We start from the raw sequence: 18,831 nt of genomic DNA on the forward strand, positions 1-18,831 counted from the left end.
AGATGGTGATGCCAGGGGACAGCGTGAACGTAGACGTGCAGTTGATCGTGCCGGTGGCGCTGGAGCAGGGCAGCCGGTTTGCGATCCGCGAAGGCGGGCGCACGGTGGGCGCGGGCGTCATCACCCAGATCGTCGAGTAAATAACGCAATTGCCGGGCCGGCGCGACAGCAGATTGCCTGCGCGCCGGCCTGCCAGAACAGGTGTGGTATGGCCAAGAAACTGAATCGCGAAGTGGTGACGCTCGCCTGCACCGAGTGCAAAGAGCGCAACTACACGACGGCAAAGAACAAGAAGAACGATCCGGGCCGCATGGAGATGAACAAGTTTTGCCCGCGCTGCCGCGTCAAGCGGCTGCATCGCGAAACCCGGTAAACCAGTCATCAAGCGGGGCGGGAGGCCAATCCCGCCCCGTGGACTCTATGACGGGGCTCCAGGCGGTCTGGACTGTGCTGGGGCCTCGTTGATTGCAGGAGCGCGGTACACTCATGTCCAATCTGATGAACAGCGACAACGCGGTGATTCGCTATCTGCGTGAAACGCGCGCGGAGATCGGCAAAGTCGCCTGGCCCACGCGCCAGGAAACGCAAAACCTGAGCCTGATCGTCATCGCCGTGACCGTGGCCATGAGCGTGCTGCTGGGCCTGCTGGATTTTGTGTTTGCGTCGCTGGTTCAGCTGCTGCTGAACCTGATCAAGTAGCGGGACAAAAAGTTAAAGCATGTCCGAGCAAGATCAACTCCCTCAGGAAGCATTGAAGCCGACCGAGCCAACCGAGTCGGCCGAACTGGTGGTCGCGGAAGCGCCGGCGGAAGATGCTGTCGCGCCTGTTGTGCCTGCCGCGCCTACGCGTCGCCGCGTCTGGTACGTTATCCACACGTACTCCGGCTACGAGGTTAAGGTCAAGAAGGCGATTGAGCAGCGCATCACCGAAATGGCGATGCAGAACGAAATCTTCCAGGTCGTGGTGCCGACCGAGGAAGAGGTCGAGATCAAAGATGGTCACAAGCGCACGGTCGAGCGCCGCGTCTTCCCGGGCTATGTACTGGTCGAGATGTTGGAGTTCGTCGACAACGACCCGAAGTCGGACGACGCGTGGTACCTGATCCGGCAGACCAACGGCGTGACGAGTTTCGTCGGCGAGGGCGCTACGCAGCCGACGCCGCTGTCGGCGTCGGACGTCGAGAAAATCATGGGGCGCATGCACCAGGCCCAGCCGAAGGTCAAAATCAATTTCAAGGTCGGACACAGCGTGCGCATCACCGACGGCCCATTCGCCGATTTTGTCGGCACCGTAGACGAGTTGATGGTGGACAAAGGCAAGGTCCGTGTGCTGGTGAACTTCTTCGGCCGCGAGACGCCCGTCGAACTGGACTTCATCCAGGTCGAGAAACAGTAACCTGCGACCGGCGCGGCGCAGGCCGCCGCCGGCCCATTAGTCAGGGGAGTGCACGCGCGCCGTGCACGCCAGCACCCTCAAGGAGAAGCGATGGCGAAGAAAGTTCTCGTCGAAGTCAAACTGCAGATACCGGCCGGCAAGGCCACGCCCGCGCCGCCCGTCGGCCCGGCGCTGGGCCAGCACGGCATCAACCTGATGCAGTTCTGCAAAGAGTACAACGCCCGCACGGCCCAGTCGGCCGGGCAGGTTATCCCGGTCGTCGTGACGGTCTACTCGGACCGCTCGTTCACGTTCGTCACGAAGACGCCGCCCGTCAGCGACATGATCAAGAAGGCGATCGGCGCGGCCAAGGGTTCCGGCGCACCGAACAAGACCAAAGTCGGCCAGTTGACCCAGAAGCAGTTGCGCGAGATCGCGCAGGCCAAGATGCAGGACCTCAACGCCAGCAGCGTCGAGGCGGCGATGAATTTGATTGCAGGCACCGCGCGCAGCATGGGCGTGGACATCCAGTCCTAGTCCGCGCGCGAGCGTGGGAGAGCCGCAGGCTCGCCAACACCACCAAGGAGAACAGATGGCAAAGCACGGAAAGAAGTACCTGGCGGCCGCCAAGCTGGTCGATCCGATGAAGGAATACACCCTGTCGGAAGCGGTCGGCCTGATGAAGCAGATCGCCTACACGAAGTTCGACAGCACCGTCGAAGTCCACATGCGCATGGGCATTGACCCCAAGCAGGCGGACCAGTTGGTGCGCGGCGTCGTAAGCCTGCCGAACGGCACCGGCAAAGTGGTGCGCATCGCGGTCTTCGCCGATGGCGAAGGCGCGACGCTGGCGCAGGAAGCCGGCGCCGACGTGGTCGGCGGCGACGATCTGATCAAGCGCGTGCAGGAAGGCTTCACGGATTTTGACGTGGCGGTCGCGATCCCGTCGATCATGGGCAAGCTCAGCCGCCTCGGCAAGGTGCTCGGCCCGCGCGGCCTGATGCCGAGCCCGAAGGCCGGCACGATTGCGCCGGCGCAGGACCTGCCGCGGCTGATCCGCGAACTGCGCGGCGGCCGTGTCGAGTTCAAGGTCGACAAGACCGCCAACATTCATGTCGGCGCCGGCAAGACCTCGTTCAGCGAGCAGGCGATGCACGACAACCTGCAGTCGCTGTTCGACGCCATCGCGCGGGCCAAGCCGGCCGCGGTCAAGGGGCAGTACGTCAAGAGCATCTCCATCGCACCGACGATGGGCCCCGGCATCAAACTGTCCGTCAACGATGTGATCAAGAGCTAGTATTCCCGCGGGCCGCGCGCGGCCCGCGTTTCCCAACCGCATACTGACTTTGCTGTTGACCGCAGGCGCCCCTTTGGGGCTTAATTCTGGCCTGCCGAAGTGAAGACCCGAATCACCCGCGGCGGCCGGCTGGCCGCCCGGCCTGAAAAGTCTTTGCGTCGGCACGGCGCAAAGACTTTTCTATTTGGAGAGGAGGTGAATCCATGACCTTTACCAAGCAGGAGAAGGAAGAGCGGATTGTCGAAATCCTGGAGCAGGTCAAGAAGAGCCAGGTTGTCTTTGTAACCAACTACCAGGGCATGACCACCAAGCAGACCGACTCGCTGCGCGGAAAGCTGAAGAAGGCCGATTGCGGCTACCGGGTCGTCAAGAACACGCTGGCGGCGCGCGCGCTGAAGGACGCGGGTCTGCCGGTGCCGGACAAGATGTTCGACGGGCCGGTCGGGCTCGGTTTTGCCTACAGCGACATCGCGGCGTCAGCCAAAGCGTTCGGCGAGTTCGCCCGCGAGGCGGACAAGTTCCAGATGAAGGGCGCCATCCTCGGGCAGCAAGTGATCGAGGGCAAAGCGGCGATCGAGCGGTTGGCGAGCATGCCGACCCTGCCGCAGGCGCGCGCGCAACTGATCGGACTGATCAGCGCGCCGGCCAGCCGCCTGGCGGGAGTTATCGCCAGTGGTGTGCGCCAGGTCGTCAACGTCGTCAAGGCGTACGCGGACAAGGAAAACGCGCCGGCCACTGCGTAAGCACGGCCCGCAGACTAATCAATCGAACTGCAAATCACGAAAGGAAGATGTCATCATGGCAGATCTTGCCAAGCTCGTCGAGGAACTGTCGACGCTGTCGGTCCTTGAGGCCGCGCAGCTTACGAAGATGCTGGAAGAGAAGTGGGGCGTGAGCGCCGCCGCGCCGATGGCGATGGCCGCCATGCCGTCCGGCGCCGGCGGCGCCGTCGCGGCCCCGGCCGCCGTCGAGCAGACCGAGTTCGACGTGGTCATCAAGGCGGTCGATGCCGCCAAGAAGATCCAGGTCATCAAGGCCGTGCGCGAACTGACCAACAACGCGCTCGGCTTGAAGGAAGCCAAGGAAGCGGTCGAGACGCTGCCGAACGCCTTCAAGAAGGGCGTCAGCAAGGAAGAGGCCGAAGCGGCCAAGACCAAGCTGACCGATGCCGGCGCGACGGTCGATATCGTCTAGTCTCCGTCCGGACTGAAGTAAATAGCCCCTTCGGGTTTCCTAAACCCGAAGGGGCTTTTTCGTCGACTGTCAGGCTGAACGCGAAGGCTCATCCTATTTTGTTGGCTCTCCTGACTTGAACGGGATAGATGCGTCGGCTGAGCTTGTCGAAGCCACGCGAAACCGTCGCCGCCGGAACAACTGGCCTACGACAAGCTCAGGCCACGGCAGCTTGCGTCGGCTGAGCCTGTCGAAGCCGCGCGAAACCGTCGCCGCCGCAACAAGTGGCCTTCGACAAGCTCAGGCCACGGCATCTTGCGTCGGCTGAGCCTGTCGAAGCCACGCGAAACCGTCGCCGCCGCAACAAGTGGCCTTCGACAAGCTCAGGCCACGGCATTTAGCGTCGGCTGAGCCTGTCGAAGCCGATTCGTGCATGCCTGGTCAGAAACTTCGGCGCGCTAACCAGCCACTGGCAAGCGATGCGGCAGATTTTAGATCCTTCGCGCACGCGGCAAACGCAAGGCACGGGGCATTGCCTTCGCGCTCAGGATGACAGTTTCTGCCGCATCGCCTACCGGCCCCAGTCGCGCGTGTACAGGAAGTCCGCGCCGATGGTCCGTCCGCTCACTTTGGCGATGAGCGGCAGTGCGCGCTTGAACTGGAAGCCGCGTATGCGCGCGTTCAGCCCGCGCACGACCGCCGGGTTGAAGCCGGCGGCGATCACGCTGTCTTCAGGTTGCCGCTCGTCCACGAGCATATACAGGATCTGGTCGGCCAGCTCGTAGGTCACGCCCAGTTCCGTCTCGTCGGTCTGCCCGGCCCACAGGTCGGCGGTGGGCGGCTTATCGATGACGGCGGCCGGCACACCGAGCGCGCGCGCCAGTTGCCGGATCTGCGTCTTGTACAGGTCGCCGATCGGGTTGAGCGCCGACGCCATGTCGCCGAACAGCGTGCCGTAGCCGAGCAGCAGTTCCGTCTTGTTGCTGGTGCCCACCACCAGCCCCTTGAACGCCTCCGACTGGTCGTACAGCACGATCATGCGCGTGCGCGCCATCACGTTGCCGCGCCGCACGTTGCTCAGGTCGAGATTGGCCTGCAGGTATGGCTCGACCATCGGCGTGATCTCGATCTTGCGCACGGTCACGCCGAATGCCTCGGCAACCGCTCGCGCGTCGCCCTCGCTGGCCGGGCTGCTCGTGCGGTATGGCATCAGCACGGCCAGCACGTTCTGCGGGCCGAGCGCCTGCGCCGCCAGCGCGCACGAGACGGCCGAGTCGATGCCGCCGGACAGCCCGATCACCGCGCGCTGGAAGCCGACCTTATGAATCTCCTCGCGCAGGAAGTTGACGAGCACCGCTTGCACCAGTTCCGTGTTAATGGACAATCGTTCGAGTATGGTGGACATGGGGGCTACCAGTTGGATTGCCGGACACGCTCAAGCTCGCCGATGACCAGATCGAGCTTTTCGTCGCGCAGGATCGGCAGCGTGGCGCGCGCATGGCGCAGCGTCGCGCGGTCGATGGTCACCGGCACCAGCGCTTCTTCCAGCAGCGGCGCGGTGGCGGCGGTGCGGCCGTCGGGCGCGGTCACGCTGCTGTGCCCGAAGAACGTCACACCGTCCTCCACGCCGACCCGGTTGACGTGCACGACCCAGACCGTCAGCAGTTCCGCGTAGGCGCGGTTGATCAGGTGCAGGTCGTCGGTGTTGGCCAGCGTGGACAGGTCGGCGCGCACGCCGTAGCCAGGATTGGCGGCGATGTGCAAGATGATGTCGGCGCCGTCTTGCCACAGCACCACGCCCGACGAGAGATGCCAGGCATCCTCGCAGATCAGGAAGCCCATGCGCCCAAAGCGCGTGTCGAAGGCGCGCAACTGGTCGCCCGCGCCGAAGAAGCGCGCATCGTCGAACAGCCGGTAGGTGGGCAGGTAGACTTTGTGGTGCAGGTGCAGTAGTTCGCCGCTCGACAGGTATGCCGCGGCAATCGTGAAGCGGTGCCGCTCGTCCTCGCACACAAATCCGACCGCGATGTCGATGGCGTGGCTGGCGCTCAACAGTTGCGCGAACACCGGGTCATCCATGTCCGGCCGGATGGCGGCCTGCGGCACGAGGTCGCGCAAGTAGTAGCCAGTCAGCGACAACTCGGGAAAGACGATCAGATCGGCGCCGTCGCTCGCGGCGCGCTGGATCCATTCCAGGTGCGTCTTCAGATTGGCCTCGATGTCGCCGAGGCGCGGGCTGATCTGCGCCAGCGCCACGCGGAAACGCGTTTCGTCGCCGCCCATTGATTGCGGCCCGTTATCCGGGATGCTCATTCAGTGGTTCCTCTCCGCGCCGGCGCGTGACCGCGCCAGCATACCGGCCATTATAACACAGGCGCGAACATGCAGGGCGACTCACAGCAATTCTCATTTTGGCTTTGGACGGGTACTTTCCAATGCCGGCTTGCTATGAACTGGCCCCCTGGTGCTTGTGACGCAAGCTGGCTCGACAAGAAAGCGGCGTTGCCCTCCCCCGTTAGCTTTTCCCCTGCTCCCCCGCGCGCGCGGGGGAGCAGGGGCCAGGGGATGAGAGGGCAACCTGGCGGCCGGCTCCAAAATAAGAATTGCTGGGCGACTCAAAAGTCGTTTGACAATGTGAGAACCCGTGCCCTGAGCGGCACACGACGCCGTCGAAGGGCACGACAATGCACGCACGCTTCGACAGGCTCAGCGTGCGGCTCGGCGCATTATGGCTATACACTACGACAATTGATTGGCCCTGCGCGGACATGGCGGTGGTATAATAAACGAACGAAGCTTGACGCACAGCGGGACGGCGAACCGCATATCCGAATCAGCGAGGGCGACTATGGTAGGGCCGAAATTTGCGTTTTTCCACAACCGGATTGTGCCGATCGGCGAGGCGCACGTCAGCATCATGACGCATGCGTTCAACTATGGCACCGGCGTGTTTGAGGGCATTCGCGGCTACTGGAATGAGGAGCAGTCGCAGCTGTATGTCTTCCAGTTGCAGGCGCACTACGCGCGCTTCCTGCGCTCGTGCAAGACACTGATGCTCAACATTCCGTACAGCGCCGACGAACTGTGCGCCATCACGCTCGACCTGCTGCGCCGCGAGGAGTACAAGACCGACGTGTACCTGCGGCCGCTCGCCTATGTCGCCAGCGAGGGCATCGGCGTGCGCCTGCACGACATGAAATACGACTTTGCCCTGTTTGCCCTGCCGTTTGGCAAGTATCTCGACGCGGGCGGCGGCGCGAAAGTTGGCGTCTCGTCGTGGCGGCGCATCGATGACAATATGATCCCGGCGCGCGCCAAGGTGACCGGCGCGTACGTCAACTCCGGCTTCGCCAAGTCCGAGGCGATGATGAACGGCTTTGACGAGGCGCTGGTGCTGAATCAGGACGGGCACGTCTCCGAAGCGAGCGCGGCCAACTTCTACATGCTGCGCGACGGGCGCGCCGTCACGCCGCCCGCGTCGGACAATATCCTCGAAGGCATCACCCGCGAGGTGGCGCGCGACTTGCTGCGCCGCGATATGGGCATCGAGGTCGTCGAACGCTCGATCGACCGCACCGAACTGTACCAGGCCGACGAGGCGTTCTTCTGCGGTACTGGCGTCGAGATCGTGCCGATCATCGAGATCGACCGGCGCGCGGTCGGCGAGGGCAAGACCGGCCCGGTCGTCAACCGCCTGCGCCACTTGTACAATGAGGCGGTGCGCGGCAAGCTCCCGCAGTACGCGCACTGGTGTACGCCGGTCTATGCGACGGTGGTTGTGGCACCGGCCGCGGCCGCGACAGTGGATGTCTAGTAAGCTCCCGTAAGACCGAAAGACAGCCTCGCCGGCGCATTGAGCGCCGGCGAGGCTGTCTTATTCCACACGGACCGCGTCGCCCACCTGCGCTTTGAGAGTGCGGGCGGCGTCTCCTTCGCACACGGCAATCTCAAGGTAGCCGGTGCTGCCGATCAGCGCCATCACCTCGCCCGGCGCGCCGTCGGCGTATGTTCGCTTGACGCCCGACACGAGGCGCGCGCCCAGCCACACGCTGGCTGCCGCCGGCACCTGCTCGGCGGCGATGTTGCTGATGCAGTTGCCGAAGTGGTCGATGTGCACAATTTCGCCGGCCAGTGCGCGGCCGTCGGCGCGCGGCAGCGGGAACGACGCATTGACGTAATCACCGATGACCGTGCCGAGCAGGGTGATTGGCACGCCGAGCGACAGGTGCGCCGCCACCGGCGCGAAGACGTCGCGCCCGTGGAAGGTCGGACTGACATACGGACGCCAGTACCGTTGCGCGGTCAGGTGTACCACGTACCAGGCCGCCTCGCCGCCGCCGTGCTGCGCGGCGGCCAGCGGCAGCAGTCCGTTGTCCGGGCCAATGAAGATCTGCCCGTCGCGTTCCAGCGCGATCGGCCGGCGCGGGCCGCCCACGCCGGGATCCACGACGACTACATGGATCGTCCCGCGCGGGAAGTAGGGCGCGGCGTTCATCAGCGCAAAGCCGCCGGCCTGGATGGCCCGGGGCGGGACGTCGTGGGTGACGTCCACGATAGTGACGCCAGGATTGAGGCTCAGGATTACGCCCTTCATGGCGGCGACGTAGCCGTCGCGCGTGCCGAAGTCGGTGGTGAGGGTGATCGTGCGCATAGCGACCATTATACAACAGATGGCTGCGGCGAAAGGGTATACCGCCAAACAGTCGAAACCCGCGAGTCCGTCACGCCGGCATGTCGTTGTCCGCCGACCATCGCTGGCATCCAGATCAGCATATGGCAAGCGCGCAGGCTGCGGACGGGTACGCCTGGATTCCGGTGTGCGCCGGAATGACGTCTGGCTGAGCGCGCTCCGGCAACATGCGGATGTTCCGACACCGTGTGCCCGCGCCATGATGGAAACGCCAATAGAATCAGGGCAAAACGCATTTTGAGCATTTCCGGCGCCACCGCTTCTCTGGTATAATAGAACAGATGAACAGGTCGAAGATGGGCGTCATCGACGCACTCGGCCTCGGCTTCGAACTGGTGCTCCGCTCCCTGTGGGTGCTGGTCATTCCCGTCGCGCTGGACCTCTTTTTCTGGCTCGGTCCGCGTTTGTCGGTGCGGCCGCTGTTCGACCGGCTGGTGCGTTTCATGGCGCTGGGCGCCACGTCGGCGCCCGGTCTGTCGGTCAGCCCTGAGGATATCCAGCGCTTTGTGTCGCAGATCGGCGCGAGTTTCAATTTGTTCGGGCTGTTGGCTACAGACTTTCTGGGCACGCGCTTCCTGCCGGTGCCGGTGATCAAGGCGTTTGTGCTGGCCGATGCCGATGCGCCGGGCACGGCGGTGATCGGCAACCCGCCGGTCTTCGTGCTGGATAATCTGGCGCAGGTCGCGCTGCTGGCGGCGCTGTTACTGCTGGCCGGCCTGCTGATCGGCGCGCTGTACATGACGCAACTGGCCGACCGGGTGCGCCCGGCCGGCGTGTCGCAGCGCTCGTTCCCGCGCCGGGTGCTGGGCGCTTGGTTCTGGTTTGTCTGCCTGGGCCTGCTGGTGCTGGGCGCCTATGCCGTCATCGGCATCCCGTTTGCACTCGTGCTCGGCCTGGTGTCGCTGTTTAGCGCGGGGCTCGCTTCGGTGTTTCTGATGATCGGCTGGGTCGCCGCGATCTGGGTGATCCTGTACGCCTGGTTCGTCGTCTACGCGATTGTGCTGGGCGAGACCGGCCCGCTGCGCGCGTTCTGGTGGAGCGTCAACGTCGTGCAGCGCAACCTAAATGCAGTGCTGTTCTTTATCCTGCTCAACGTGCTCATCGCTGCCGGGCTTTCGATCGTGTGGGGCATGCTGGAAGCGTCGTGGCTGGGCAGCCTGGCCGCCATTGCGGGCAATGCCTTCATCGGCAGCGGGTTGACCGCCGCGACCTTCCTGTTCTTTCAAGACCGGTTGATCTTTTGGCAGGAAAGCATCGCGCGCTCGCGCGCTGCCGCAGCCAACGGGCGGCCCGGTGGGGCGCCGCAGTCCATGGGTCGTTGATTCACTGATTCGGAGGGGTGGCGTGACGAACGACGTACAACGATACGACGCTTCTAGTATCCAGGTGCTCGAGGGGCTTGAGGCTGTCCGCAAGCGCCCCGGCATGTATATTGGTTCGACGGACATCCGGGGCCTGCACCATTTGGTGTTCGAGGTCGTGGACAACGCAATCGACGAGGCGCTGGCCGGCGTCTGCGACACGATCACGGTCACGATTCACAAGGACCTGAGTGTGTCCGTGCAGGACAATGGCCGCGGCATCCCGGTCGGGCCGCACCCGACGCAGAAGGATGGGCAGGGCAAGCCGATGGACACGCTCGACGTGGTTATGACGATCCTGCACGCGGGCGGCAAGTTTGGCGGCGGCGGCTACAAGGTCGCCTCCGGCCTGCACGGCGTCGGCGTCAGCGCCGTCAACGCCCTCAGCGAATGGTTCGTCTCCGAAGTGCGCCACGATGGGCATATTTACCAGCAGCGCTATGAGCTTGGCAAGCCAACCGGTAAGGTTAAAGAGGCCGGCAAGATCAAGAAAGACGACAGCTACGAGCATGGCACGCTGCAGCGCTTCAAGCCCGACCGGGGCATCTTCAAAGAGGCAATCGACTACAAATTTGACGCTCTGGCGCAGCGCTTTCGCGAGATGGCGTTCCTGACGCGCGGTATCACGATCTCGCTGACCGACGAACGCGACGGGCGCGAGGCCACCTGGCACTTCGAGGGCGGCGTCAAGTCGTTCGTGCGCTTCATGAACAAGAACCGCAACGTCCTGCACGACAAGCCGATCTACATCGAGAAGCAGGTCGAGGGCACCAACGTCGAAGTCGCTATCCAATACACGGACGGCTTCAGCGAGTCGACCTTTTCGTTCGCCAACAACATCAACACCGTCGATGGCGGCACGCACCTGACCGGCTTCCGCTCGGCGCTCAGCCGCACGCTGAACGCCTTCGCGCGCAAGGTCAGCATGCTCAAGGAGAACGAGGAAAACTTCTCCGGCGACGACGTGCGCGAAGGGTTGACGGCGATCATCAGCGTCAAGCTGACCGATCCGCAGTTCGAGTCGCAAACCAAGTCGAAGCTCGGCAACGCCGAAGTGAAGGGGCACGTCGAGTCGGTGACGGCCGAGGCGCTGCAGACGTTCCTGGAAGAGAACCCGCGCGAGGCGAAGTCGATCGTCGAGAAGGCAGCGCTGGCGTCGCGCGCGCGCAACGCGGCGCGGCAGGCGCGCGACCTCGTCATCCGCAAGTCGGCGCTGGAAAGCATGACGCTGCCCGGCAAGCTGGCCGACTGTTCCGAGCGCGACGCGGCCAAATCCGAGCTCTACATCGTCGAGGGCGACTCGGCCGGCGGCTCGGCCAAGCAGGGCCGCGACCGCCGCTTCCAGGCGATCCTGCCGCTGCGCGGCAAGATTCTCAACGTCGAGAAGTCGCGGCTCGACAAGATCCTCGGCAACAACGAGGTCAAGGCGCTGATCACCGCGCTCGGCTGCGGCGTGGGCGAAACGTTCGACCTGAAGAACCTGCGCTACCACCGCGTCTTCATTATGACCGACGCCGACGTGGACGGCGCGCACATTCGCACGCTGCTGCTGACGTTCTTCTTCCGCTACATGGAGTCGCTGATCGAGCACGGGCACCTGTATATCGCCCAGCCACCGCTGTACCGCGTGCAAGTGGCTAAGGACGTGCGCTGGGTATATAGCGACGAGGAGAAGGATCAACTGGTCAAGAAGGCCGACGGCAAGAACGTGTCGATTCAGCGCTACAAGGGTCTGGGCGAGATGAACCCCGAACAGCTCTGGGACACGACGCTGAACCCGGAGAACCGCACGATCCTGCAGGTGTCGATCGAGGACGGCGTCAAGGCCGACAGCACCTTCGACATGCTGATGGGCAATGAGGTGCCGCCGCGCAAGCGCTTCATCCAGACGCACGCGCGCAGCGTGCAGAACCTCGACGTGTGACAACGGACAAAGGAACGGACAAACGGACAGCGGGGCCAGAGTTCCCTGGAGCGTTCAAGCCGCGAAGATGCACGCGTGCGGAACCTCAACGCGTGATGCGAGGTCGATGCTGAAGAACAGACATGCCGTGCCGGGTCTCCCGCCACGGCATGTCTGTTTTGGGAGGCGTCACGATGGTCACGGCCACAGAGGCGTTGCAGCAGTTGCTCGACGGCAATAACCGTTTCGCATTGTCGCGGGCAGCCCATCCGCGCCAGTCGGGTGTCGACCGCATCCGGATCGCACGTGATCCGCAGCCGTTCGCGGCGATCCTCGCCTGCGCGGACTCGCGCGTGCCGCCCGAACTGGTCTTTGACCAGGGGCTGGGCGATCTGTTCGTCGTGCGTGTGGCGGGCAACGTCGTGGACGACGTAGTGCTGGGCAGCCTGGAGTACGCCGTCGAGCGCTTTGGCATTCCGCTTGTGGTCGTGCTCGGCCACCAGGAGTGCGCCGCCGTGGAGTCTACGATCCAGGCCGAGCGCGTCGGGCACATCGGCAACCTGGTCGACGCGATCCGCCCGGCGGTCGAGCAGGCCCGCCGTCAGACCGGCGATCTGCTCGAGAATGCGATTACGACCAATATCCAGATGGGCGTCCAGCAGTTGCGGAAGGCGCAGCCGCTCCTCGCGCGCATGAGCGACGCCGGGACGTTGCGCATCGTGGGCGCGCGCTACGCGTTGTATACGGGGCTGGTCGAGGTGGTGTAGGGCGGGACAACGGACGGGTCAACGGATGAGAAAACGGATAAACGGATCGGTCCGACCGGTAGGGGGCGTATCGCGGCGCGTCCGTCATTCCGTCGCAAGCCGGAATGACGGACGCGCCGGAGTGACGTACTACTCTGGAGTGTTGCCGCCGATCTCATCCGTCTATCCGTTCAGCATCCGTTGTCCCATTCTGATGACGTTACGCTTCAAAATCCCCAAGCATCACGACGATCACAGCTTGTAATGGCGGCAGGTCTTCGTGAACGGTGCGCCAGACTACTTCTGCATCTACACCGAAGTAGTCATGGATCATCTTGTCACGCATGCCGGTCGCGCCGCGCCAGTTCAGCAGCGGGTACCTTGCGCGCACGTCCGGGGGAATGTGACGCGCTGCCTCGCCAATGATCTCCAGGGCGCGGACAACGGCATATAGCTTCTCTTCGTTTTGCAGAAACTCCTCGCATGTGATGTCGCGCACAAATCGCTGTGCTTTGTCAGCGTTCTCCGCGATATCGCGAAGGAAATCGCCGATGGCGCGTGGCGTGCTCATACGGCGATCATTTCGGCCAGGATGCGCCGGCCGATTTGCGGTTTGAGCGCGCGCTTCATGACGAGGTCTACTTTGAAGCTGGTCGCCTCGCTCAGGAGGTCTTCCAGCGCGATGTACTCGAAGAACGACGGCGCACGGTCGAACTCGACCAGCACGTCGAGGTCACTATCGGGGCGGGCATCGCCGCGCACGCGCGATCCGAAAAGCCACAGCGCGTTGACGCCGAAGTGGTCCCGCAGTTCCGGCAACAGCGCGTGCAATTTGGCTAGTAGGGCGTCGGTGGTTAGGTCGGTCACGGTCATAGGCGTTCTCGTCACCTGCAGTAACTGATGCGGCGTGTCCCATCTTGGCACGGCGCGACCATATTGTAGCCCGAATCGGGACAACGGATAAAACAACGAACAAAACGGACGGGTCAACGGATGAGCTAACGGATAAACGGATGACACGCGTCCGGCGACTGCGTCCGTTTGTCCGTTTGCTGTCCGTTGTCGCATCCGCTTATCCGTTCAATATCCGCTGACAAACCGCTTCCACCATCGCCGGCGAATCATCGAACGCCGCAATGGTGCACGGCGCGTCGGCGAACAGGTCGAGGTCGTAGGGGTCGCGCATGGCGACGAGCACAACCGGTTTGCCGGCGGCGAGCGCTTCGCCTGCGAACGCCTGCTGCGCCGGGAAGTGCAACGCCTGTCGCAGCGCCACGATCAGCCCGCGCGCATCCACCAGCATGCGCTGCGCCTCGGCCATCTGTGCGTCGTCCGGGCCGAACGGCAGAACGAGGCCCGCCAGTTCGGGGTGTTCTCGCTGCAACTGCGCCAGCAGTTTACCCTGCCCGGCTGCAATGCCTTCGGCGATGGTCGCCTTGCCCAACGCAAACTCGACGCACACCCAGTCCCGCAGATCGCGTACTGGCAGCAGCCTTCCGGTATCGCGCACTTGGATCGCCCGCGCGGCAATCTGCCGCGCCGTTTCCCAGTGTTCCGCCGCACCGAGACCGGCCAGATCGAACGCGGCCGGCACGCGCACCTCTGCCCGCAGGCGCCGCGTGCGCTCTACGGAGCGCTCGACTTGTGCCATCGATAATCGTCCCTCGCGCACGGCCTGCTCCAGTACGGCGAGCGTCTCCGCGTGCTGCACGATCGGCACCACAAGGTCGCACCCGGCAATGGCCGCCTCTGTGGCCGCTGTGGGTATGCCGTATGTGGCGGCCACAGCGTCCATGTCGAGCGCGTCGGTGATCACGACCCCATCGAAGCCGATTTCGCCGCGCAATAGGCCGGTCAGGATGGCGCGCGAGAGCGAGGCCGGGCACTCGGCATCGAGTGCGGGCATCAAAAGGTGTCCTGGCATGACCATGCGCACGCTCGCCGCGACCGCCGCGCGGAACGGCGCCAGTTCGACGTGTTCCAGCCGAGTGCGGTCGGCCTCGATACGCGGCATCGCCGCGTGCGAGTCCACGCGTGTGTCGCCGTGGCCGGGGAAGTGCTTGGCGCACGCCGCGACGCCTTCTGCCTGCGCCCCCCGCAGCCACGCCACGCCGATCGCCGCGACGCGCTCGGGCGTTTCGCCGAATGAGCGTGTGCCGATGACCGGGTTGGCGGCGTTGATGTTCACGTCGAGCACTGGCGCCAGCGCGACGTTCAGCCGCATGGCGCGCAGTTCGCGGGCGGTCGCCTGCCCGGCAGCGCGCGCCAGTGCGGGGTCGTTGGCCGCGCCGACAGCCATCGCGCTCGGCAGGTGCGTGGCGGGCGGTGGCAGGCGCGTCACGCGCCCGCCCTCCTGATCGGCGGCAATCAGCGGCTCCGGCGCTAGTTCGTGCAGGCGGGCGATCAGCGCGCGCGCCGACTCGATATCCGGCGTGTTGCGCGCGAACAGCACGAACGACGTGATGCCGTTGCGCGTGATGAACGCTTCCTCGTCCGCGCTCAACGTCGCGCCGAGCGGGTTGAAGCAGATCAGTTGTGCGAGCAGGCTCATGGCTTCACGATCTTGCCCATCACCACCGCGCGGCGCGCACCGGTGACCGATGGCAGATTGTTCGGTTCGCCGCGCCAGGCGCAGTACGCGAGAATCGCGAACGCAAACGCCTCTTTGGCCTGCGCGGCGATGCCGAAGTCCTCGTGGCGCATGATGCGCGTGTGCATCAACTGCGCTCCGATCATGCGCACCAGCGTCGCGTTGTGCGCGCCGCCGCCGCCGAGGATCAACTCGTCAGGCTCGGCGGGCGCGCGGCCGGGCAGCGGATGCCGCAGGGCGTCGGCGATCGACTGTGCGGTGAGCGCCGTCGCCGTGGCGACGATGTCGGCCGGGGCCAGGCCGCGTGCGCTGCCCTGCGCCCAGAACTCGCGCGCGTAGGCTTGGCCGAACAGCTCGCGGCCGGTCGTCTTGGGCGGCTGCCGTCGAAAGTACGGCTGGTCGAGCCGTTCCTCCAGCCAGCCGCCATCGACCCGCCCGCTGGCCGCGATGCGCCCGTCGCGGTCGTACGCTTCGCGCCCGTCGGTCATGTGCGCGACCAGGGCGTCGATCACCATATTGCCGGGTCCGCTGTCGAACGCGATCACCTCATGCGGCGCGCAGCCCGGCGCCAGCAGCGTCACGTTCGCGATGCCGCCGATGTTCTGCACAGCGCGGAACTTTGTGGCATCGCGGAACAGGATGTAATCCGCGAACGGCACGAGCGGCGCGCCCTGGCCGCCCGCCGCCACGTCAGCCACGCGGAAGTCGGCCACGACCGGCACACCCACGCGTTCCGCGATGACCGCCGGCTCGCCGATCTGCAGCGTCGCGGTCACGCGCCCCGCGTCGTCCACGTCATGCCAGACGGTCTGCCCGTGCGAGCCAACCAGGTCGATTTGCGACAGTGGGATAGCCGCCTCGCGCGCGGCCGTCATGACCGCGCCGGCCAGCGCCTCGCCAAACGCAAAGTTGAGGCGGCACAGCCGATCCACCGAACTGCCCGCCGGTGTGCAGGCGGCCAGGATTTCTTCTCGCAGCGCCGGCGCAAAATCAACGTGTGTGTGCGACAGCAAACGCCACTGCAGTGCCGCGCTGGACCCGTCGAAATCGGCCAACACCGCATCGATACCGTCGGCCGAGGTGCCGGACATTAGACCGAGAACTTTCATTGTGAGGTGTCCATGTGAACCAGACCAACTTGTACTGATTGTCACAAACTGCCATATTGCGCTTGACGAAAACGCGCAATGCGGCGTTATAATTTACAGTAATGCCACATTCAGTCGCTCACCTGGTCAGCGTGCTGTTGATGCTGATCGCGAACATTTCGGCGCACGCCGACGCCCAATACGCCGCCAGCGCGGCGGAATCTGCGCGCACCCAGGTCGTTGCCGCCGCCGAGACGCCTGCGCCGCCCCCCGAGAAGCGGATCGAGGTCATCCTTGAAACCCAGCGTCTGATCGGATGGGAAGGCGACCAAAAAGTTTTCGAGTTCGCGGTGACGACGGGGCAGGAAGGCCAGCCGACGCTAACCGGCGAATTCGAAGTCCTTGACAAAGAGGAGAACCCGTACTCGTATGCCTGGGCGTTTGACATGCCGTACTGGCTTGGCATCTACCAGGTGGGCGAATTCGAGAACGGCTTCCACGGCCTGCCGGTTGACAGCGACGGCGAAGAACTGTGGGGCGACGCGCTCGGCGTGTACCCGGCGACGCACGGTTGTATTGTGCTGGCGCGCGCCGACGCCCGTCATCTCTTCGAGTGGGCGGATGTCGGCACCAAAGTCGACATCCACGACTGATCACGCCACCTGGATCAGCGCCCAGCGCTCGCCGTCGGCTCGGACCTTCCCCATCTTCTCCAGCCGGCTCAGGTGCGCGCGCACGCTCCACCCGGCCGCGCCGTGCAAGCTCTTATCCACGTCCTTGTAGATCTCCGCGACCATCGCCTCGATGGTCTTTGGCCCTGAGCTGAGCTGGGCGATGATCTGCCGCTCGCGCATCAGCCGGTGCTCGATATACTCATCGATCTTGGCGCGCGGATCGGCTATCATCGGCCCGTGGCCGGGCGCGATCAGCTTCGCCGGGTACGCCTTCAACCGCTCCAGTGAGTCGAGGTAGTCCGAAACGTTGCCCTCAGGCGGCGCGATGACTGACGTGCCGATGCCGAGGATCGTATCGCCCGCGATGAGGACGCCGTCCGGCTGGTGGAAGAAGCAGATGCAGTCGCCCGCATGCCCCGGCGTGTGGATCACGGTCAGATGCTGGCCGTCCAGTTCAAGCGTCTCGCCCGGCGTCAGGCGGCGGTCGTAGCCGTCCTTGAACGCATAGATTGGCGCGGGCGTGATCTGCCGGAACGAGATCAGCCCATCGGTGTGATCGCTGTGCGTGTGCGTCAGCAGGATGGCGCGCAGCGCCAGCCCGTGCACGCGGATGCTGGCGGCCATTGCCGCCAGGTGCTCCGCTTCATCGGGTCCGGCATCGATCAGCCATGCGCCGGTTGATCCGCTCACGATGTAGCAGTTCGTGCCGTCCAGCGTCATCGGCGACGGGTTGTGCGCACGGAAGCAGGTGATGTGCTCGGAAACGGGGATCATGGTTTGGCTCCGGAAAAGGGTGGGACCAGTGCCCAACGCGCGGCCGACTCGACCTCGATGCGCGCCAGTTCCAGCCGCGTCGCCCAGTGGCGCGGGTCGGCGTCCATGCGCGCGATCCACGCCTCGCGACTGCCCAGCGCGGCGACCTGATCGGCGTAGCGGTCGAGCGTTTCAAACTCCAGTCCTTCGGTCGCGAGATAGTCGAGCTGCAGGCCGTCATGCCGCTGGAGGTGCAGCGGCCACGAGCAGTCGTTGCCGATCGTGTCGTCATCGCACGCGGCGAGCATGGCGGCGGCGCGGCGCGACATGCCGCGCGAGGCGGCGCCGACGTCCCACGATCGCCCCGACGCCAGCGCGAACGCATGGTTGATGATCGCCTCGGTGTCGCGCTGCACACGTGGGTGCGAGTCGAAGGCGCGCGGCGTGCGGCCGAGCACGCTGAAGTCGCTGCCACACAGGCGGTCGAGCACGCCGTGCAACTCCTCGCCGTGAAACTCGGCCCAGTGCAGCACGCGGTCGAAGTCGCACAGGTGCGCGTGCGTTGCGCCGGGCGCGGCGCTCAAGGCGAGCGCCACCGCTTCGCGCCGGCGACGGCCCAGGTAGTGAAAGCCGTCGAGTGTGGCCGGGTCGCTGATCTGCACAACTGCGCCAGCCTCGCGCAGCACGCGGGTGGCGTGCTCCGGCGTCGCGGCCGTGACCATCACGGCGATGCCGGCGTACAGGGCGCGCAGGCACGGCAGGACGCGTCGCATCTGGTCGGCCAGGCGGCCTTCGGGGTCGTGGTGAGTGGTGGCCAGCGCGACCGTCATGCGCCCGCCTTGCGGCTGCGGTAGAACTTGATCTGCACACGCTCCAGCGTTGCCAGCCCCTCGTGTATCGCGCCGTCGATCAATGGCCAGAACGCGTCGATCTTCTCGCGCGTATCGACGATCTCGACCACGATCGGCAGGTCCTCGGACAGTTGCAGGATCTTTGCGCTGTGGATGCGGCTGTGCGCGCCGAAGCCGGTGATGCCGCGCAGGACCGTCGCACCGGCCAGTCCGTGCTGGCGCGCCTGCTGGACGATCCACTCGAACAGCGGCATGCCGTCCTGCTTGTCGCTTTCACCAATGAAGATGCGCAGCAGATGACCTTCTTCGGGCAGAGTAGTCATACGCGTC

23 protein-coding genes are annotated in these 18,831 nt (G+C 64.9%); 13 read left to right on the forward strand and 10 right to left on the reverse strand.

The features are described from left to right. The 8 genes from tuf to rplL all read left to right on the forward strand — a co-directional run. Positions 1 to 140: elongation factor Tu (gene tuf / locus HZB53_18215; GenBank protein ID MBI5879589.1), on the forward strand; the 140-nt coding region annotated here is incomplete at its 5' end. Between the two features lie 68 nt (positions 141 to 208). Next, positions 209 to 373, forward strand: coding sequence for a 50S ribosomal protein L33 (gene rpmG / locus HZB53_18220; protein MBI5879590.1), 165 nt, complete (start codon positions 209 to 211; stop codon positions 371 to 373). A gap of 125 nt (positions 374 to 498) precedes the next feature. Next, a complete protein-coding gene (gene secE, locus HZB53_18225) occupies positions 499 to 699 on the forward strand; it encodes a preprotein translocase subunit SecE (GenBank protein MBI5879591.1) in 201 nt (66 codons plus the stop codon). A gap of 19 nt (positions 700 to 718) precedes the next feature. After that, positions 719 to 1,396: a transcription termination/antitermination factor NusG gene (gene nusG, locus HZB53_18230; GenBank protein ID MBI5879592.1), complete on the forward strand. Its 678-nt coding sequence runs from the start codon at positions 719 to 721 to the stop codon at positions 1,394 to 1,396. A 90-nt stretch (positions 1,397 to 1,486) separates the two neighbouring features. Next, positions 1,487 to 1,912, forward strand: coding sequence for a 50S ribosomal protein L11 (gene rplK, locus HZB53_18235; GenBank protein MBI5879593.1), 426 nt, complete (start codon positions 1,487 to 1,489; stop codon positions 1,910 to 1,912). Between the two features lie 55 nt (positions 1,913 to 1,967). After that, positions 1,968 to 2,672 (forward strand): 50S ribosomal protein L1, encoded by a 705-nt coding sequence (locus HZB53_18240; protein ID MBI5879594.1) that lies wholly within the window; start codon positions 1,968 to 1,970, stop codon positions 2,670 to 2,672. 203 nt (positions 2,673 to 2,875) lie between these two features. Further along, positions 2,876 to 3,415 carry a 50S ribosomal protein L10 gene (locus tag HZB53_18245; protein MBI5879595.1) on the forward strand — a complete coding sequence of 180 codons (540 nt, stop codon included), beginning with the start codon at positions 2,876 to 2,878 and terminating at the stop codon, positions 3,413 to 3,415. A 55-nt stretch (positions 3,416 to 3,470) separates the two neighbouring features. After that, a complete protein-coding gene (gene rplL, locus HZB53_18250) occupies positions 3,471 to 3,866 on the forward strand; it encodes a 50S ribosomal protein L7/L12 (protein MBI5879596.1) in 396 nt (131 codons plus the stop codon). Between the two features lie 550 nt (positions 3,867 to 4,416). Here rplL and HZB53_18255 read toward each other — a convergent pair. Together HZB53_18255 and HZB53_18260 are read right to left on the reverse strand one after the other, a co-directional pair. Beyond that, entirely contained in the window at positions 4,417 to 5,250 is an 834-nt protein-coding gene (locus HZB53_18255) for an NAD+ synthase (GenBank protein ID MBI5879597.1), read from the reverse strand. Positions 5,251 to 5,255: 5 nt separating this feature from the next. Then, a complete protein-coding gene (locus HZB53_18260) occupies positions 5,256 to 6,158 on the reverse strand; it encodes a carbon-nitrogen hydrolase (protein ID MBI5879598.1) in 903 nt (300 codons plus the stop codon). A gap of 535 nt (positions 6,159 to 6,693) precedes the next feature. Between HZB53_18260 and HZB53_18265 the strand changes: the two genes are divergently transcribed. Beyond that, positions 6,694 to 7,659 (forward strand): branched-chain amino acid transaminase, encoded by a 966-nt coding sequence (locus HZB53_18265; protein ID MBI5879599.1) that lies wholly within the window; start codon positions 6,694 to 6,696, stop codon positions 7,657 to 7,659. Positions 7,660 to 7,719: 60 nt separating this feature from the next. Here HZB53_18265 and HZB53_18270 read toward each other — a convergent pair whose 3' ends face one another. Further along, entirely contained in the window at positions 7,720 to 8,505 is a 786-nt protein-coding gene (locus HZB53_18270) for an SAM-dependent chlorinase/fluorinase (GenBank protein ID MBI5879600.1), read from the reverse strand. Between the two features lie 311 nt (positions 8,506 to 8,816). On the opposite strand from HZB53_18270, the gene HZB53_18275 reads away from it, so the two are divergent. The 3 genes from HZB53_18275 (at position 8,817) to HZB53_18285 (ending at position 12,566) form a co-directional block, all read left to right on the forward strand. Next, a complete protein-coding gene (locus tag HZB53_18275; protein ID MBI5879601.1) occupies positions 8,817 to 9,857 on the forward strand; it encodes a hypothetical protein in 1,041 nt (346 codons plus the stop codon). Between the two features lie 22 nt (positions 9,858 to 9,879). Continuing rightward, positions 9,880 to 11,820 (forward strand): DNA topoisomerase (ATP-hydrolyzing) subunit B, encoded by a 1,941-nt coding sequence (gene gyrB, locus HZB53_18280; protein ID MBI5879602.1) that lies wholly within the window; start codon positions 9,880 to 9,882, stop codon positions 11,818 to 11,820. Positions 11,821 to 11,993: 173 nt separating this feature from the next. Continuing rightward, on the forward strand, positions 11,994 to 12,566 hold the full coding sequence (locus HZB53_18285) for a carbonic anhydrase (protein ID MBI5879603.1): 573 nt from the start codon (positions 11,994 to 11,996) through the stop codon (positions 12,564 to 12,566). A gap of 199 nt (positions 12,567 to 12,765) precedes the next feature. Here the strand turns inward: HZB53_18285 and HZB53_18290 are convergent, their stop codons facing one another. The 4 genes from HZB53_18290 to HZB53_18305 form a co-directional block, all read right to left on the reverse strand. Further along, the gene (locus HZB53_18290; GenBank protein ID MBI5879604.1) at positions 12,766 to 13,116 is read right to left on the reverse strand and encodes a DUF86 domain-containing protein; all 351 of its coding nucleotides are present in this window, start codon (positions 13,114 to 13,116) and stop codon (positions 12,766 to 12,768) included. Then, positions 13,113 to 13,418 (reverse strand): nucleotidyltransferase family protein, encoded by a 306-nt coding sequence (locus tag HZB53_18295; GenBank protein MBI5879605.1) that lies wholly within the window; start codon positions 13,416 to 13,418, stop codon positions 13,113 to 13,115. The genes HZB53_18290 and HZB53_18295 overlap by 4 nt, the downstream gene beginning before the upstream one ends. Positions 13,419 to 13,617: 199 nt before the next feature. Then, a complete protein-coding gene (gene nagZ / locus HZB53_18300; protein ID MBI5879606.1) occupies positions 13,618 to 15,096 on the reverse strand; it encodes a beta-N-acetylhexosaminidase in 1,479 nt (492 codons plus the stop codon). After that, entirely contained in the window at positions 15,093 to 16,244 is a 1,152-nt protein-coding gene (locus tag HZB53_18305; GenBank protein MBI5879607.1) for an anhydro-N-acetylmuramic acid kinase, read from the reverse strand. The genes nagZ and HZB53_18305 overlap by 4 nt, the downstream gene beginning before the upstream one ends. A 101-nt stretch (positions 16,245 to 16,345) precedes the next feature. On the opposite strand from HZB53_18305, the gene HZB53_18310 reads away from it, so the two are divergent. Next, positions 16,346 to 16,876: a L,D-transpeptidase gene (locus tag HZB53_18310; GenBank protein ID MBI5879608.1), complete on the forward strand. Its 531-nt coding sequence runs from the start codon at positions 16,346 to 16,348 to the stop codon at positions 16,874 to 16,876. On the opposite strand, the gene HZB53_18315 is transcribed toward HZB53_18310, so the two are convergent. Genes HZB53_18315 through HZB53_18325 form a run of 3 tightly spaced genes read right to left on the reverse strand, consistent with a single transcriptional unit; the run spans position 16,877 to position 18,824 of the window. Further along, entirely contained in the window at positions 16,877 to 17,671 is a 795-nt protein-coding gene (locus HZB53_18315; protein ID MBI5879609.1) for an MBL fold metallo-hydrolase, read from the reverse strand. Continuing rightward, positions 17,668 to 18,480 (reverse strand): hypothetical protein, encoded by an 813-nt coding sequence (locus tag HZB53_18320; GenBank protein MBI5879610.1) that lies wholly within the window; start codon positions 18,478 to 18,480, stop codon positions 17,668 to 17,670. The genes HZB53_18315 and HZB53_18320 overlap by 4 nt, the downstream gene beginning before the upstream one ends. Next, a complete protein-coding gene (locus tag HZB53_18325) occupies positions 18,477 to 18,824 on the reverse strand; it encodes a DUF190 domain-containing protein (protein MBI5879611.1) in 348 nt (115 codons plus the stop codon). The genes HZB53_18320 and HZB53_18325 overlap by 4 nt, the downstream gene beginning before the upstream one ends. Positions 18,825 to 18,831 lie beyond the last annotated feature (7 nt).

It is taken from the genome of Chloroflexota bacterium, from assembly GCA_016235055.1.
GTDB lineage: Bacteria > Chloroflexota > Anaerolineae > JACRMK01 > JACRMK01 > JACRMK01.